The sequence below is a fragment of the Leeuwenhoekiella palythoae genome (assembly GCF_900130045.1).
GTDB classification, from domain to species: domain Bacteria; phylum Bacteroidota; class Bacteroidia; order Flavobacteriales; family Flavobacteriaceae; genus Leeuwenhoekiella; species Leeuwenhoekiella palythoae.
Genome location: NZ_FQXT01000003.1, coordinates 473,367 through 491,328 on the forward strand (window position 1 = coordinate 473,367; position 17,962 = coordinate 491,328).

The window sequence follows — 17,962 nt, forward strand, 5'->3', positions numbered from 1 at the left end:
ACATTATAAAAAAAGCGCTCTGTTCAATACAGAGCGCTTTTACATTTTAAATTATCAAAGTTTTTACTGTGCAGGGATCGTCACGGGATTAATTCCTTCAACGGTAGGCGTTACTTCGAGAATCGAACCATCTTCAGCAAAAGTCAGCTTATCTATACAAACTTCTCTGTGAAAGCCAGCCGGACCACCCATTGTGATTCCACGTGGACGTGTAAAGCGATGGTACACAATATACCAATCATCTGTACCCGGTACATTGATCACCGAATTATGACCGGTTCCATAAATTTCATTTTCCTCATCTTTTTTGATCACTAAATTCTCCTCCGGAATATTTAGAGGTCCTAACGGAGTATCTCCCGTCGCATAACGCACACGATAATTGGGGCTTCGGGTATCGTCTTCAGACCACAGGAAGTAGTATTTACCTTTTCTAAAAAACACTTCGGTCCCCTCTCTAAAAGTGCCGTCAGGAGTCATTTCTTTTAGTGTTTCTTCTTTGTAAGACATCATATCGTCATTGAGTTCTGCACCAGCCATATAGCCGTTACCCCAATAAAAATAAGCTTTCCCATCGTTTGGATCTACAAAAACATCAGGATCAATTATTTGACCGCCACCGCGTTTTATCGCCTCGGGCTTCTCCCCTACAAAAGCTTTTCCAGAATCAGTAAATGGGCCGGCCGGGTCATCTGCTGTAGCAAGACCTATGTTCTGTGCAGCAGAAAAATAGTAGAAGTATTTCAACTCCCCATCAATCTCTTTTTCAGCAATGCAAGGCGCCCAAGCGTTACGGTTAGCCCAGGAAACATCCTCAAGTAAATCTACAATGACACCTTCATCTTCCCAATGTACCAGATCTTTTGAAGAAAAGGTCTTAAAATAAGTTCCGCTCCAACCGTCAAAACCGTCGCTGGTAGGATATAAATAAAACTTTTGATCTTTAGATGAATAAATGATTTCGGGATCAGCATAATACCCATCAAGAACCGGATTATTCGCTACTGCTGCTTCTACCGAGTAGGTTTTTTGAGTTCCGTCAGGTAATTCAAGCGTATACGACTGTGCCGCACTTGAGAAATCTTTAGCTCCTGAATCTATCAATTTAACTCCCGGAAAAGTGATCAATTGCGGATCAAGAGCTGCTACGCTGCTATCTGTATAAACCGGTAAATATACCGAAGCATTCTCTGCGTTGGTTACCATATTCTGAGTGCGTACAGCACCCGACTTTGAGCCCACTACCAGCGGTAAATTTTCTGATGGAAAAGCTTTTAGTAACTGCGTTGCTTCGGCTTCTGTCACCGGAATGATCGTCCCGTGACGCGGATGAAAATTCATAGAAACCTTATCTGCGCCCAAAGCTTTAAAGTTTAATAAATCGGTTGACTCAGCAAATTGATATTTTCCATCAACATACATGTCATACATCAAAATATACTTATCACTATCAATCATTTTAAATACTGAAGAACCTTCTACTGCGCGATCAGTTTGATCTTTATAGCCCTCTTCAGGCACATAACCAGATGTTAAACTGTCTGAAACAGCCACACGAATTCCTTTGGTCGCGGTTCCTTCTGTTTTATAGAACATATAGTATTTATCATCCTTTTTGATGATGTCTGCATCGATACAGGATTTCTCATCCGGACTGTAAAAAAGTTGTTTGGGAGTGCTCTCTAACGCTGTAAAATCTTCATTAGCGTACGCGTAATAAATGATATCATACCCGCCCGGTTGTAACATAGAGAAATACACCATATACTTACCTGCTTCTGCATCGTAAATGGTCTGCGGAGCCCAAGCTCTGCTAATATCACTAAACTCAGAAAATTCTTCAGCAAGATTGATTTGCGACGTTTCCCAGTCTAATAGATCTTTAGACTTTGCCAAAATAATTTCGGTATTGCTCCAGCCGTTATCGGTTTTTAAATCGGTTAAAACCATATAGAAATTTCCATCCTCTCCTCTTAAAATATGCGGATCGCGAACACCACCGGTAGTACTTATACTGTCTGTACTCACAATAGGTTTGTCATCATTTAAAGCGTAATAATCAAAGCCATTTCTACTTAAAGCATAATGCACGGCTTCTTCCCCAGCCCTATTACCAGTGAAGTAAACAAAAAGATACGCGGTGTAATCGTCGGCAGTCTTTGTAGTATCGCAAGAATAAAAGACTTGAGATGAAACGAGCAGCGCGAGAATAAAGACCAATCGAAATTTAAACATGTTATAAAATTTAGAGTGTTTGTATAATTCTCAGAAAGTTCTGAAACCAAATTCAAACCGATTTTCAAAAATTCTAAAATCGGCTTTACAAATAAAACAAAAATAAATGTGTTTTATACATTTATAATGCGAAAATTTAAATTTGCGGTTTTTTATTCCTCATCAAAACGACTCTAAAAGTTTATTTATAACAAAAAATTTAGGCTTAAAATAGCAAATTCTTAAAGCTCATTTTTATCAGTTATGCATTTCAAATGCATAGAATTAGGGCCAAAAGTCCCCATTATACCTATCCTGCACCATCAACCCCCTATTATTAATTGATAAGCCCCCGATACACAAAACGCATTTTATAGAACATTGAACTCTGATTAAACGCTTATAAACAATTAAACACATTAAGCTAGATGTTCAACTAATACTTATTCTATGAAACAAAACATGTTACAATTAAAATCAATTGCGATTTGCAGTCTTGTAATGTTGTTGTTAGGCTTTTCTTTTGATGTTAAAGCTACAACGATATCGCAACCACAACAGACTGTTTCCGGTACAGTTACAACAGCGGCAGATGGTATGCCACTTCCCGGAGTTACGGTTGTTGTAAAAGGTACTTCTAACGGTACCACAACTGATTTTGACGGAAATTACGAACTTGAAGTTGCTGCAGACGCTGTGCTCTCTTTTTCTTATGTAGGAATGAAAACGATTGATATTCCTGTAAACGGTCAATCTACGATTAATGCCCAGCTAGAAGAAGATCTTGGTGTTTTAGACGAAATCGTTGTCGTTGGGTATGGTAGTCAAAAGAAGTCTGATGTCACGGGCTCTGTGGCTTCTGTTCCTGAAGAACGTCTAGAAAACCTACCAGTGACTAACGTAACTCAAGCTATTCAAGGTACTACTGCCGGACTAAATATAAGTCAGGGTTCTTCGGTGCCAGGTTCTACCGGATCTATTCAAGTGCGCGGTATCAATTCAATCACAGGAAGTACGAGTCCATTTATTGTTTTAGATGGTGTTCCGTTTACAGGTACTTTAAACGATATCAACACTAGAGATATTCAGTCTATTCAAATTCTAAAAGATGCTTCTGCCGTTGCAATTTATGGTACACGTGGATCTAACGGAGTTATCCTTATTCAAACTAAAAGAGGAACCAGCGGTGATCCTGTGATCAATTACAGCACGTATGGCGCGATTGAAGAATTTGCAAATGTGCTTGAACCTTTAGGTCCTGATGCTTATGTGCAGAAATACGCAGATTTTTTCAGCCAAAATAATCCTGGAGCAGAACAAGATCGTATTCTTGAAAATCAGTCTGAAATAGACAATTATAATGCAGGGATCACTACAGATTGGTTTGATATTGCGACCAGAAGCGGTGTTATTCAAGAGCATAACTTAAGTATTCGCGGTGGAAGCGAGAAAACCAAATATTTTGTATCCGGAAGTTATTTGGATCAAAAAGGGGTTATTGAAGGTTATGATTATCAAAAATTCACCCTGCGTTCTAATATAGACGTTCAACTCACCGACTATTTAAAGGTTGGCCTTAATGCATTTTTTGCCAATAACAATTTTGATGGTGGTCGCGCAAATTTACTTTTGGCAACAGCTATGAGCCCCTACTCTGTTCCTTATGATGAGAACGGCGAACTCATAATCAACCCTATGTTGCCAGAGTTGCTTTATGAAAATCCGTTGTTGGGTCTAACTACAGACCGCGTACAGCGCGAGCGTACTTTATCAGGTAATGTTTTTGCTGAAGTTACTCCGGCATTTGCCGAAGGTTTGAGCTATAGAATTAACGCTTCGTACACGTTTAATCCGTATTTATATCGCAACTATACCGGTCGTGCTGCAAATAATAACAGAGGTACAGCAAATGTAGGCGGTGATGAAGAAAAAGTATGGATTATTGAAAATATCCTAAAATACTCTAAGAGCTTCGGGAAACATAATTTTGATTTAACCGCTTTATATAGTGCGCAAGCCAATGAGTTTTTCCAAGAGTCTCTTACAGGTACCGGTTTTGTAAACGACCAGTTATCGTACAATAATATTTCGGCAGCAGAAAATATCACTGGTGATACCTATAGCACTAGATCTACGCTCTTATCACAAATGGGACGACTTAATTATAATTATGACAGTCGTTATCTACTTACGTTTACGGTACGTCGCGATGGGTATTCAGCCTTTGGTTCAAATACCAGTAAATATGGTGTATTTCCATCTGCAGCATTAGGGTGGAATATTCACAAGGAAGCATTTATGGAAAATGCTGATGTCATTAACAATTTGAAGCTAAGATTTTCTATTGGTGAAACGGGTAACCGTGGGGTAGGAATTAACCAAACTCAAACCCGTGCAGGTACATTGCTTTATCCATTTGGTGGGCAGTCCTATACCGGGACTTACATCGCCGGTTTAGGTAACCCGAACTTAAAATGGGAAACTACGGTTTCTGGGAACCTTGGTGTTGACTTTGGCTTACTAAATAACCGGATTAACGGATCGTTTGAAGTCTATAAATCAAAAACCGAAGATCTTCTTCTTAACCGAAGCATCCCGGCTCTGACAGGTACTACTAGTATTATTGAAAACATAGGTGCGGTAGAAAACAGAGGTTTTGAATTTACTGTAAACAGCACCAATATTGACACCGGTGATTTTAGATGGGAGAGCAACATCAACTTCTCTACCTATAAAAATGAGATTCTTGATCTTTATGGCGATGGCGAAGATGACATCCCAAGTAGATGGTTTATTGGTAAATCACTAGGTGCTATTTATGATTACAAAATGGTTGGTGTATGGCAAGAAGGTGAAGACACAGGTAGCTTTAATGCCAATCCAGGAGATTTAAAATTTGAAGACATTAATGGTGATGGAGTGATTGAGCCAGAAAACGATCGCGTTTATTTAGGCTCAAGCCTTCCTAAATGGACCGGCGGTTTGACAAATACCTTCTCTTACAAAAACTTTGATTTATCGTTCTTTATTCAGACCGTTCAAGGAGTTTTAAAAGGTAATCCTGACATCAACTACGGGGATGAATTATCAAGACGTAACACCCCTTCTAACGTAGGGTACTGGACACCTGAAAACCAAAGCAATGAATTTCCTTCTCTTGTTTATCGTAATACTTTGGGCTACGGCTATCCTAGAGATGCAAGTTACGTAAGATTAAAAGATGCGCGTCTCAGCTACAGATTTCCTATTGAAAAAATTGAGCGTTTTGGCCTTGATAATTTAATGATCTACGTAGCCGGAAGAAATTTATATACCTGGACAGATTGGATAGGCTGGGATCCAGAAAGTAGCCAATCGTATAGAGGGTCTGGAGATTGGACTAACAACTACCCAGTTGTGAGAACATACTCTATAGGACTTAATGTTTCGCTTTAAAATGGCTAATCGAAAAAAGATACACTTTATGAAAAATATATCTAAACTTACACTTATACTGCTTAGCCTAAATATCTTCATATTTAGTTCTTGCGGTGATGACTTTCTAGAAGAAGAAATTCGTTCTGACTTTACTCCAGAAACACTTAACGATGAATTGGGGTATCAAGCCCAGCTCGTGGGACTTTATCAAATGCTGAGTACTTTTTATACCCGAAGCGGGCAACAAGGTTGGTTATCTGTATGGCAAGCCGGTACAGATATCGTATGGCCTACAGCACCGCAAGGAGTTGAAGTACCGTATTACAAGTACAATCAATTAACTACAGATGATAGTGCAGCATATCAAAGCTGGGAGCTTTGGTACAATATGGTTGAAAATACTAACAGTATTATCGCCAGCATTGAGGCCAATACTTCAGAAGAACTTTCTCAAGAAGAAAAAGATGCTATTAATGCCGAAGCGCGCTTTTTTAGAGCTTATGCTTATAATAATCTGGCAACGCTTTTTGGTGGAGTTCCCCTGATTACAGAACCGGTTACTGAAGCTCGTTTTGATTACACCAGGAATTCTCTGGAAGAAATAAATGCTCAGATTGAAACAGATTTGCAATACGCTACCGCAAATCTTGCAGATCCCACAAACGCTCCTCAATTTGAAGCACGCGTGCATAAGTATGTGGCGCATCAATTATTTGCAGAATTCTACCTAAGATCTGGACAACCTGATCTCGCTGAAGATCAAGCCGATATTATTATAAATAGCAATGCCTTTCAATTAGTTACAGAACGTTATGGTGTGAAAGCAGGTGAAGAAGGAGATCCTTTTTCTGATATGTTCTTTAAGGGAAATCAGCGCCGTTCACAAGGAAATACTGAAGCTATTTGGGTCTTAGAAAATGAGAACCCTGCAGATGTGCGTGGTGGTTCAAGTGGTTCTCCTCAACAACGTCGTATTTGGGGTGCTGGCTACCATAACGTAAATGGTATGATCCCGGCAGATTCGTTAGGTGGTAGAGGAATTGCACGTATTCGTCTTAACAACTGGGTCATCTATGATCTATATGATGAAGGAGACATGCGTAACTCTAAACATAACATCCATAAGCGATTTAGATACAATAATCCTGATCCTAATTTTTCTGATATTTATGGCGAACTCGTGCCTTATGAAGGGATTGATACGCTTGCCAGAATTCAACCTTATTCGTTAAAATGGGGACATTTTGATCCTGCAGATGTATTTGGTTTTGGGATGTGGAAAGATTTCATGATTATGCGTTTAGGTGAAACCTATTTACTAAAGGCAGAAGCGCAAGTGGCTCAGAACAATCCGGGTGGTGCTGCAACTACTATTAATATTTTAAGAACACGCGCAAATGCTCCTCAGGTAACTGCAGGAGAAATGAGCCTTGATTTTATACTCGATGAGCGCGTACGTGAATTGCTCGCTGAGGAAAACCGAAGAATGACCTTAATGCGAACCAAAATGCTCGTAGAGCGTGCTACACGACTTAACATTCAAGATGAGAGTATTCCGTTACCTCAAACAATGCGCATTGAAGGACTGCAAGAATTTCACGAGTTGTTCCCCATACCTCTTCGCGAGATTCAACTTAATAAAGAAGCAGAGTTAACTCAGAATCCTGGTTATACTGGGAGTTAATCATTGGGTTAAAATTTGTTTGTGTGAAGCGCTGTGTAAAAACAGCGCTTTTTTTATTAATGCTAGTTGAGCATAGCAGTTCTTTAATTTACTATCGTTATAGTATCTTGATCTCAAAAGTTTTAAATATCCTTAACGGAAATATGTCCTGCTTCCGCTTAACTTCAAAGTAAATTCTACAAAACACTGGGCTTATGTTAGACTATTTTGACTCGCAAACCTCAAAATTTTTGCTCATTACCATTCTTGCAGGAATGGTCTTTTTCGGCTTGATTTTCTATTTTCTAAAGAAATTGGGCAAAAGCCCTAAGAATATTCTACCGGTCAATTTCGCTGGAAAAATGAGACTTCCGCTCGCGCTGTTTATGTTGGCGCTTGTGCTCAAAATCATCAAAACTAACGATCGCATTTTAGAATTTATAGAGGAGAACTTTTTGAGTCACGTAAGTACATTGCTCTTTATTTTAAGCATCACTTGGATTTTAATCGTCATTCTCAAAGCATTTAAAAGAAATATTCTTTTAAAATATGATATGAGTGCTTCAGACAATGTTCATGCGCGTAAAGTCTATACGCAATTTACCGTACTCGAGCGCGTGCTTATGTTTTTGATCATTCTTTTTGCGGTAAGTATCGCCTTGATGAGTTTTGATAGCATTCGCTCTATAGGTGTGAGTATGTTGACTTCCGCCGGAATCGCTGGGATCATCATTGGTTTCGCTGCACAAAAAGCTCTAGGTACTTTGATGGCGGGGATTCAAATTGCGTTTACGCAGCCTATTCGTCTAGATGATGTCGTGGTCGTCGAAGGAGAGTGGGGACGTATAGAAGAAATATATCTTACCTATGTGGTTGTAAAAATCTGGGACAAACGCCGTCTGGTACTGCCTACAACCTATTTTATCGAACAACCTTTTCAAAACTGGACGCGCAATTCTTCTGATATTTTAGGTACTGTTTTTATCTATACAGATTACAACGTACCATTTGATGCACTTCGCAAAGAGCTCACCAGAATTCTTAAGAATACTGACTTATGGGATGGTGAAGTTAACGTGCTTCAGGTGACTGATACCAATAACGAAATGGTCGAAACCCGAGCCCTAATGAGCGCCATTGACTCCCCTACTGCCTGGGATCTACGTGTACACGTAAGAGAAAAATTGGTCATTTTTATCCAAGAAAATTATCCGCATAGTTTACCGCGTACTCGTGTAGAAATGCAATCGCGTAAGGATAGTGATAAGGTTGAAAAAGCAACTAAAGAACCAGACAAATCAGATTTACTCAGAGATAAATAATTGAGATCTTAACGGGATAGGCAATTTAAATAACAGAACTTTGCACTCCCCTTAGATTTAAATTATGAGTAAAACAGAATCTGCAGTAAGCGCTACGTACTTCAGCATCGTTGGCAATACCGTGCTGGCTATCGCTAAAGCTTTGGCCGGGATCTTTGGCAATTCTTATGCTTTGATCGCTGATGCCATCGAGTCTACCGCAGATATTTTTGCATCGCTTCTGGTACTTTTTGGTTTAAAATATGCTGAAAGACCTGCAGACGACAATCACCCGTACGGTCACGGTAAAATTGAACCGCTCATTACCTTTATGGTCGTTGCTTTCTTGGTGACATCTGCAACGGTGATCGCTTACGAGAGCGTTCAAAATATTTTACTGGTAACTCCTCAAAAACCACCAAAACTCTGGACACTTATCGTGCTGGCAGTAATCATAATTTGGAAAGAAATCTCCTTTAGAATTGTACTAAAACGCAGCAAGGAAACCAATAGTTCGTCACTTAAAGCTGACGCCTGGCATCACCGTAGCGATGCGATCACTTCAGTAATGGCTTTTATAGGAATTTCTGTTGCTTTGATTTTTGGGGAAGGTTTTGAGACTGCAGACGATTGGGCAGCCCTCTTTGCTTCGGGTATTATTCTGTATAACGCCTATCTCATTTTCAGGCCTGCTTTAGGCGAAATTATGGACGAAAATCGCTATGATGATATTATCGAATTGGTACGCATCAAAGCATTAGAAGTTCCGGGAGTTTTAGATACCGAAAAAGCATTCATTCGAAAAGCCGGAATGAGTTATCACTTAGATTTGCACGCCATTGTAGACGGAAGCATTTCGGTGGCTAAAGGGCACGAGATCGCCCATCGATTACAAGACTATTTAAAAGAAGAAATTCCCAACCTCAACTTTATTTTAATACACGTTGAGCCTGGGAATCCCTAAAAAATTTAAGCTATTGAATTAGCTAGACGTTATAAACCCGCTGCAGCGTCTTGATCTAAAAACCAATGCAATTCGCCCTGTTTAGGCGCTACTAAACTCGCAGGAAATTCTTTATAGCCATCGTGCTTTTTATGAATCGCAGTTACCTTTTCTTTTTTTCCTGCTCCGGTAACTAAAAACGCAATGGTTTTAGCATTGTTCACGATCTTACCGGTGAAGGTCACGCGCTTTTGCCCAGAATCAGGGTGTTTAGCCACACGACAATTCTCTGGCATATCCCATAATTCAATATTGTACGGAAAAATAGAAACGGTGTGCCCATCATCTCCCATTCCTAACATGACAACATCAAAATATGGTATTCCATTTGCTTTTGGCAATTGCTCATCAAGCACTTTTGAATAGCGCTTTGCTTCCTCTTCAGGATCATCTTCTCCTTTGATTCTAAAGATATTTTCTTCAGGAATATCAATTTTAGAAATCAGGTGTTCTACCGTCATTTTGTAGTTGCTCTCATCATCAGAAGGCGGCACACAACGCTCATCTCCCCAATATAAAAACACTTTAGACCAATCGATATCTGCACCGTATTCTTTGGCTAAATGATCAAAAACAATCTTTGGAGTGCTTCCGCCGGAAAGTGCGATATGCACATCTTCTCCGGTGGTACATTTTTCTTTAAAAAATTCAGAAAATTCTTCAGCAACAAGCTGCTTCGTTTCTTTAATATGTAAATCCATTTCTGGAATAATTTTAATTAAAAATTTAGTTTAGATAATACAGAATCCGGTTTCATCGGTAAGTAACTCTCCCGGATTTCTCCAACCATTACTATCTTCGATCAAATCATCAGAATTCTTAGGGCCCCAGGTTCCGGCAGGATAACCGTAAGTTGGTACATCTTTGTCGTTTGCCCAATATTCTAGAATAGGATCAACAAATGCCCAAGCCGCCTCAACCTCATCGGCACGCGCATAAAGGGTTGTATCTCCTTGCATCGCATCCAGCAATAGACGCTCGTAAGCATCCATAATATTTTTGTCGGCAAGACTGCTGTAGTAAAAGTCCATATTCGCACGCTCTACTTTAAAGCCTTGCCCCGGAACTTTTACCCCAAATTTGATCAAAATACCCTCATCTGGCTGAATACGAATTACCAGTTTATTGTCTTTATTATTGATGTCCTGCTCTTTAAACACCTGGTGGTGCGGTGTTTTAAAATGAATTACCACTTCGGTAACCTTAGTTGGCATACGCTTAGCAGTACGAACATAAAACGGAACATCCTTCCAACGCCAGTTATCTACAAAGAATTTGATCGCTGCGTAGGTTTCGGTTTTAGAATCAGGATCTACTCCTTCTTCCTCACGATAGCCTTTTACGCGTTTTCCATCGATGCTAGAAGCAACATATTGTCCTTTCATCGTGTGATCAAAAAGCGTTTGCGTATCAGTCATTCTGCGTATAGACTTCAGTGCTTTTACCTTTTCGTTATGGATCTCGTCAGCGTCAGCGCTTATGGGTGGTTCCATTACTATTAACGAAACAATCTGCAGCAGGTGACTCTGAAACATATCACGTAAAGCTCCAGATTTGTCGTAGTAGCCTCCACGCTTTTCTACACCTACAGTTTCAGCATTGGTGATTTCTACGTGGTGAATGTAATTACGGTTCCAAAGCGGTTCAAAAATAGAGTTTGAAAAACGGGTGACCATTAAGTTTTGTACGGTTTCTTTACCTAGATAATGGTCTATTCTGTAAATCTGCTTTTCTTTAAAATACTTCTGCAACCCGGCGTTAAGCTCTTTTGCAGTTTCCAGACTGTAACCAAAAGGTTTCTCAACGATGATACGTCTAAATCCTTTGTCAGTCCCGGAACCTTTTGTTAACCCTTGGTCAGAAAGATTTTTTGAGATGGGCTCAAACAAACTTGGTGGCGTAGAAAGGTAAAAGGAATAATTACCATCAAGACCGTGCTCCTCGTTTAGTGAGGTAATACGTTTGTTGAGTTTGCTGTATTCAGAATCATAATCATCGCCTAGATCTGAATAAAACATCATGTCTGCAAATTTCTTGATGAACTCGTCATCTTTCTTTTTGAGTTTATCTTTTAAAAACGGACTCTCGTAAACAACGCGTTTTCTAAATTCTTCATCACTCATATCACTCCTACTCGCTCCTAGCACTGCAAAATTTTCGGGAAAATGTCCTCCCTCATATAAGTTGTACAAAGCAGGAATAAGTTTACGGGCAGTTAGATCTCCAGAAGCTCCAAAAATGACCAGGAGCTGATTAGATGTTTTATTCATAAGAATAATTATTTTTCTATTTTTTGATTCGTTAGGTGGTTATTTACAATTATAACATGAGTTTATAGAATAAAGGGGTAAAAAGTCAATGTTATCATTTAATTTTGACCATAACCAATACAAAAATAAGGCATCTTGACGGCACACAGGGGTCTTTATAAAAACATTATGGTGTCAAATTAAAAAGAACAATAACTAATTATTATGGAGCATAAAAATTATGATTTTGGACTGGTAGGTCTGGGCGTAATGGGACGTAACTTTATTTTAAACGTCGCAGACAACGGTTTTAAGGCCTTTGGTTACGATTTAGATCAGGAAAAAGTAGATGCCCTAAAAAAAGAAGGTGGAGACCTAAACAAGGTTGATGCTTCTACCGAAATCGAAACTTTTGTAGAGGCGCTTGCCGCTCCCCGCAAAATCATGTTGCTTGTACCTGCCGGTAAAATTGTTGATCAAGTCATTGAGACACTTTTACCTCACCTAGACCAAGGTGATATTATCATAGATGGTGGAAACTCATTCTTCACAGATACAGACCGTCGTGAAGCTTATTTGAAAGAAAAAGGAATTAACTTCTTTGGAGCCGGAGTTAGCGGTGGTGCCGAAGGTGCTCGTAAAGGACCAAGTATTATGCCCGGCGGAAACGCAGAAGCATATACCCATATCAAACCTATATTTGAAGCGGTTTCGGCTAAATTTAATGGTGAACCTTGTGTGGCGCATTTAGGACCTAAATCTGCCGGTAACTATGTAAAAATGGTGCATAATGGTATCGAGTATGGTCTTATGCAGTTGACTTCTGAGATTTATGATCTTTTGAAAAAATCTGTTGGTCTTGATAATGATGAATTGCATCAAGTCTATGACCTATGGAATAAAGGACGCTTGCAATCTTTTTTAGTTGAAATTACCGCGGAAATTTTCAAGCAAGAAGATGATCTAGGTGATGGAAGATTAGTAGATATGATCCTCGACAAAGCCAAGCAAAAAGGTACCGGTAAATGGACCTCACAAAATGCAATGGACTTAGGAATTCCTGTTCCTACCATTGATGTTGCAGTGAGTATGCGTGAGATCTCAGCATTAAAAGAAGAGCGCATCGTTGCTGATAAATTATACAGCCGACCAGAGCCAAAACCTATTGATAAAGACAAAATCATCGCAATGGCCGAAGAGTCGCTGTATTTCTCTTTTATCATCGCTTACGCTCAAGGTTTACATCAATTGGCAGACGCTTCTAAAGAGTACGAGTACGATCTTGACATGTCTGTTATCGCTAAGATTTGGAGAGCAGGATGTATCATTCGCGCCGGATTGTTAGAAGACATTTCTCAAGCATATACTGCAGATAAAGAATTGCCTAACCTATTATTAGCGCCATCTTTTGTAGAAAAAGTACAAGGTACTTTGGAGTCTGTTCGTGAGACGGTAGCTTATGCGGCGCAAAGCGGAATTCCGGTTCCCGGTTTATCAAGTGCTTTAAATTATTTTGAAGCTTATACCTCAAGCCGACTTCCATTGAATGTGATTCAGGCGCAACGCGATAACTTTGGTTCACATACCTATGAGCGTATCGACCGTTCAGGTATTTTCCATACAGAATGGGGAAAATAATCAAAGAGCAATAAATCCTTTGGCGGTGCCAATAAAATTGAAAAGAGCCTTTAACGAGGCTCTTTTTTTATTCCTATTTTTAAAGCATCACAACACCCTATTTATGAAAAGAGCTTTACTTCCTCTACTTATTTTAATAACTCTTCTAAATTCCTGCGGAAATCCTCCTCCACAATTTGATATTGCCATTCATAATGTGAACATTATCAACCTGCAAAATGGAAAAGTTGCACAAGATCAATCAGTTTTTATTGCGGGTGATACGATTCACTCTATTGTAAACAGTCGAGATTTGATGACCAGTGCAGCCAAGCAGCAAATTGACGGAAGCGGTAAATACCTGATGACTGGTCTTTGGGATAATCACGTGCATTTTAGAGGTGGTGCTGATTTAATTGAAGAAAATAAAGATTTACTGAAACTTTTTATCGCAAACGGAATCACCACCGTACGTGATGCCGGCGGCGATCTAACTACCGCGGTTCAAAAGTGGCAAAAGGAAATTGCAGCCAACACGCTTGTGGGACCAACTATTTATACCAGCGGACCAAAAATTGACGGACCCGGCGCAACTTGGGCAGGTTCGCTTGAAGTGGAAAATGATCAAGACATCGAGCAGGCGCTAGATAGTCTGCAGGAATTGAACGTGGATTTTGTCAAGATCTACGACAGTAACATTTCTGGAGAAAATTATTTAAAAGTGATTTCAGAAGCTGAAAAACGCAACATGATCACAAGTGGTCATATGCCCTACTCGGTGACGGTTGATGAAACTACAAGTGCAGGAATCGATGCGATTGAACATTTGTATTATGTTTTAAAAGGTTGTTCTTCTGATGAACTTGCCATCACCGAAGCGGTAAAGAATAACGAAGCCGGCTTTTGGACCTCTCTAGATCGTGTAATGCAAACCTATTCAGATTCGGTTGCGACGCAGACATTCAATAAACTCAAAGAACGTAATGTTTTTGTGGTTCCTACGCTTCATATTGGTCATACCCTGAGCTATCTTGACGAAGTAGATCATACGCAAGATGAATACTTAAACTATATAGGCAACGGAATTCAAAAAACCTATGCGGGTCGCATTAACAGTGCAAAAAATGCTTCACCGGAGTTTGTGGTTATGCGTAAAAATCTAGATTCGGCATTTGTAAAACTTGCAGGTACTTTAGCAGATAACGGAGTGGGATTACTTGCCGGCTCAGATAGTGGTGCATTCAACTCCTACACGTATCCCGGGATTTCACTGCATAAAGAATTACAAGCCTTGGTAGATGCCGGCTTATCTCCGCTTGAAGCTTTACAGACCTCATCGCAAAACGGAGCCGTTTTTCTCAAAAAGCAACTGCCACAAATCAATGCAGGTGCGCAGGCTGATTTGCTATTACTTAATGCTAATCCGTTGAAAAATATTGAAAATACCCAAGATATCTTTATGGTAGTAAAAAATGGAAAAACCTTTGACAGTAATCAACTATCAGAACTGCTAAATTCAACCGTCAAAAATTGATAATTCTTCAATAATTAGATTAAAAATTTCTAAGCACTAAATTTTAATTGCAGTAAAAGGATTTATCGTTGCATTTTATTAAAAAACTAAACCATATCCGTATTTTTAAGAATTACGAATAATTAATCTTCTATGAATCTAAAAACTACTCTTAGCGCACTTGCGCTTCTCGTGTGTTTCGCTTCCGCCCTACGCGCACAACAAGTAAAAGCCCCTGTTGATACTACAATTACTTCAACTCACAGTGTGACCATAAAAGGTCAGAATATTCCGTATAAGGCAGAGCTTGGTTTTCAACCGGTTTGGGACAATTCCGGGAATCCTGTGGCTACTCTAAATTATACCTATTACACCAGAACAGATGTAAAAGACAATCAAACGCGCCCGTTGCTGATCAGTTTTAATGGTGGTCCTGGTTCTGCTTCGGTTTGGATGCATATTGCGTATACCGGTCCGCGTATTTTAAAAATCACCGACGAAGGTTATCCGGTTCAACCGTATGGAATTAAAGACAATCCAAATTCGGTTTTAGATGTGGCGGATATCGTTTATGTAAATCCGGTAAATACCGGCTATAGCAGAATGGTTCCTAACGCAGCAGGTGAAATGCCCAAGCGTGATCAGTTCTTCGGAGTAAATGCAGACATATCTTATCTCGCAGATTGGGTGAATACTTTTGTTACACGTCATAACCGCTGGCGTTCTCCTAAATTTATCATTGGTGAAAGCTATGGTACTACACGTGTTTCAGGCTTAGCCAAAGCCTTACAACAAGGAAACTGGATGTATTTAAACGGTGTGATTTTAGTTTCTCCTACCGAAATAGGTTTTGACTTTGCCGGTCCAGTAGAGATCGCAAACCGTCTACCGTATTTTGCCGCGGCAGCTTGGTATCATAACGCCTTGCCTCCTGCCCTTCAAAATAAGGATTTAACAGAAATGCTTCCGGAAGTTGAAAAATATGCTGTGGAAGAATTGCTGCCGGTTTTGGCAAAAGGAGGTTATGCTTCTGAAGCCGAAAAACAACAAGCAATAGAGAAAACTGCTTACTACTCCGGACTTTCAGAAAGAACAGTGAGCCAAAATAACCTGGCGGTTCCTTTTAATTATTTCTGGAAAGACTTGCTACGTGATAAAGAAGGTTATACCATAGGTCGTCTAGATTCGCGTTACAAAGGTTTAGACATCGCAGATGCCGGCGAGCGCCCGGATTACAATAGTGAATTGACGTCTTGGTTGCACAGTTTTACCCCGGCAATCAACTATTATATGTCTGAAGAATTAGGCTTTAAAACAGACCTCACTTATGATATGTTTGGCAACGTGCATCCTTGGGACCGCTCTAATAATCACACCGGTGCAGATCTTAGAGACGCGATGGGAATGAACGCTAATTTGCACTTGATGGTTCAGTCTGGCTATTATGACGGGGCATGTACGTATTTTAATGCAAAATATATTATGAGCCAGATCAACATCAACGGGAAATTTTCAGACCGAATGGACTTTAAAGGATACCGCAGCGGCCATATGATGTACCTGCGTGCTGAAGATTTAAAAAACGCCAATCAAGATCTTCGCGATTTCATTGAGAAAGCCAGTGAAGGTATTGATCAGGGAGCAATGTATAAGTAAGCGCAGGTCCACTATCGCTTAGCGATAATTTAAGAATCAATTAATAAGACCCATAAACACGGCTCGTGTTTATGGGTTATTTTTGTAAATATGGATTTAACACAAGTAAAACTCGTCGTTTCTGATATGGACGGCACCCTTCTTAATGACGAAGGAAAAGTAAGCCCTAAATTTTTTGATCTTTTTAAACAGCTGCAAAAGCACGATGTGCAATTCATCGCGGCCAGCGGTCGTCAATATTACAGTATCATTCACAAGCTTGACGCAATTAAAGATGAGATCATCGTAGTTGCAGAAAATGGTGGAATCACGATCAAAAAAACTGAAGTTTTAGATACCTGTACCGTAGATACCGAAACCGTGCATAATCTTATCAAGCAAATGCGTGAGATCGAAGATGCGCACATTGTTTTATGCGGAAAAGAACAAGCATACGTTGAATCTGATCACGAACCGTTTATTGAAATTTTTCAAGAATATTATACCAAATTCAAGCGCGTTCCTGACCTCACCGAAATTAACGACGACCATTTCTTTAAAATTGCTGTGTACAGCTTTGGCGGTTCAGAAGAAACTACCTACCCTATTGCAAAAGCTTTAGAAAAAGAAGTTAAAGTAAAAGTTAGCGGTGAATACTGGTTAGACATCAGTCACTTGGATACTGATAAAGGCCGCGCGCTTAAAATTCTTCAAGATCAATTAAAAGTGTCTAAGGCCGAAACTATGGTTTTTGGAGATTATAATAACGACCTTGAAATGATAGAGCAAGCTGATTACAGTTTTGCGATGCAAAATGCACATCCTAATGTTACTAAAGCAGCAAATTATACTACCAAAAGCAACAATGAAGGCGGTGTAGAGCATATTCTAGAGCAACTTATCGCAGCTAAAGAAGCCCTACTCACCAAATAACGTAAGCACAACTTTGCGGGCTCCGCCGTGATTGCGGTGCTCGCAAAGATATATACCTTGCCAAGTACCCAGATTTAACCTTCCGTTAGTGACCGGAATAGTTACCGAAGCGCCCATCAGCGACGCTTTTATATGCGCAGGCATATCATCTGGGCCTTCATAGGTATGAATATAATACGGTGCATTCTCAGGAACCATTTTGTTCATATGACTTTCAAAATCCTGGCGTACCGTTGGATCTGCATTTTCATTGATCGTTAAACTTGCCGAAGTATGCTTTATAAATACCTGAAGTTGACCAACTTTAATGTTTTTCAAGTCATCAAGATTACGTTCTATTTCTTGCGTAATAAGATGAAATCCACGGCTTCTGGATTGTAACCGTATTTCCTTTTGATAAAATCGCATAGCTATTCT

The 17,962-nt window shown here is 39.7% G+C and carries 12 protein-coding genes; 8 read left to right on the top strand and 4 right to left on the bottom strand.

What is annotated here, in order from left to right; all coding sequences use genetic code 11:
• Window positions 1-63: 63 nt before the first annotated feature.
• Entirely contained in the window at window positions 64-2,235 is a 2,172-nt protein-coding gene (locus BUA96_RS09275; RefSeq protein WP_072982481.1) for a glycoside hydrolase family 43 protein, read from the bottom strand.
• A gap of 429 nt (window positions 2,236-2,664) precedes the next feature.
• On the opposite strand from BUA96_RS09275, the gene BUA96_RS09280 reads away from it, so the two are divergent.
• The 4 genes from BUA96_RS09280 (at window position 2,665) to BUA96_RS09295 (ending at window position 9,559) form a co-directional block, all read left to right on the top strand.
• Complete coding sequence (locus BUA96_RS09280) at window positions 2,665-5,649, top strand: SusC/RagA family TonB-linked outer membrane protein (protein ID WP_072982483.1); 2,985 nt, start codon at window positions 2,665-2,667, stop codon at window positions 5,647-5,649.
• Window positions 5,650-5,677: 28 nt separating this feature from the next.
• Window positions 5,678-7,315 (top strand): RagB/SusD family nutrient uptake outer membrane protein, encoded by a 1,638-nt coding sequence (locus BUA96_RS09285; RefSeq protein ID WP_072982872.1) that lies wholly within the window; start codon window positions 5,678-5,680, stop codon window positions 7,313-7,315.
• Between the two features lie 194 nt (window positions 7,316-7,509).
• Complete coding sequence (locus BUA96_RS09290) at window positions 7,510-8,616, top strand: mechanosensitive ion channel family protein (protein WP_072982484.1); 1,107 nt, start codon at window positions 7,510-7,512, stop codon at window positions 8,614-8,616.
• Between the two features lie 64 nt (window positions 8,617-8,680).
• Window positions 8,681-9,559: a cation diffusion facilitator family transporter gene (locus BUA96_RS09295; RefSeq protein ID WP_072982486.1), complete on the top strand. Its 879-nt coding sequence runs from the start codon at window positions 8,681-8,683 to the stop codon at window positions 9,557-9,559.
• A gap of 29 nt (window positions 9,560-9,588) precedes the next feature.
• Here the strand turns inward: BUA96_RS09295 and pgl are convergent, their stop codons facing one another.
• Both pgl and zwf read right to left on the bottom strand, forming a co-directional pair.
• Window positions 9,589-10,299, bottom strand: coding sequence for a 6-phosphogluconolactonase (gene pgl / locus BUA96_RS09300; RefSeq protein WP_072982488.1), 711 nt, complete (start codon window positions 10,297-10,299; stop codon window positions 9,589-9,591).
• Window positions 10,300-10,329: 30 nt separating this feature from the next.
• Window positions 10,330-11,868, bottom strand: coding sequence for a glucose-6-phosphate dehydrogenase (zwf, locus tag BUA96_RS09305; protein WP_072982490.1), 1,539 nt, complete (start codon window positions 11,866-11,868; stop codon window positions 10,330-10,332).
• 204 nt (window positions 11,869-12,072) lie between these two features.
• Here zwf and gndA point away from each other — a divergent pair, with 204 nt between their 5' ends.
• The 4 genes from gndA to BUA96_RS09325 all read left to right on the top strand — a co-directional run bounded on the left by gndA (window position 12,073) and on the right by BUA96_RS09325 (window position 17,545).
• The gene (gene gndA, locus BUA96_RS09310; RefSeq protein WP_072982492.1) at window positions 12,073-13,485 is read left to right on the top strand and encodes an NADP-dependent phosphogluconate dehydrogenase; all 1,413 of its coding nucleotides are present in this window, start codon (window positions 12,073-12,075) and stop codon (window positions 13,483-13,485) included.
• Window positions 13,486-13,588: 103 nt separating this feature from the next.
• On the top strand, window positions 13,589-14,998 hold the full coding sequence (locus tag BUA96_RS09315; RefSeq protein ID WP_072982494.1) for an amidohydrolase family protein: 1,410 nt from the start codon (window positions 13,589-13,591) through the stop codon (window positions 14,996-14,998).
• A 132-nt stretch (window positions 14,999-15,130) separates the two neighbouring features.
• Complete coding sequence (locus tag BUA96_RS09320) at window positions 15,131-16,633, top strand: S10 family peptidase (RefSeq protein WP_072982495.1); 1,503 nt, start codon at window positions 15,131-15,133, stop codon at window positions 16,631-16,633.
• 90 nt (window positions 16,634-16,723) lie between these two features.
• A complete protein-coding gene (locus BUA96_RS09325) occupies window positions 16,724-17,545 on the top strand; it encodes a Cof-type HAD-IIB family hydrolase (protein ID WP_072982497.1) in 822 nt (273 codons plus the stop codon).
• On the opposite strand, the gene BUA96_RS09330 is transcribed toward BUA96_RS09325, so the two are convergent.
• A complete protein-coding gene (locus tag BUA96_RS09330; RefSeq protein ID WP_072982499.1) occupies window positions 17,531-17,953 on the bottom strand; it encodes a secondary thiamine-phosphate synthase enzyme YjbQ in 423 nt (140 codons plus the stop codon). The genes BUA96_RS09325 and BUA96_RS09330 overlap by 15 nt on opposite strands.
• Window positions 17,954-17,962 lie beyond the last annotated feature (9 nt).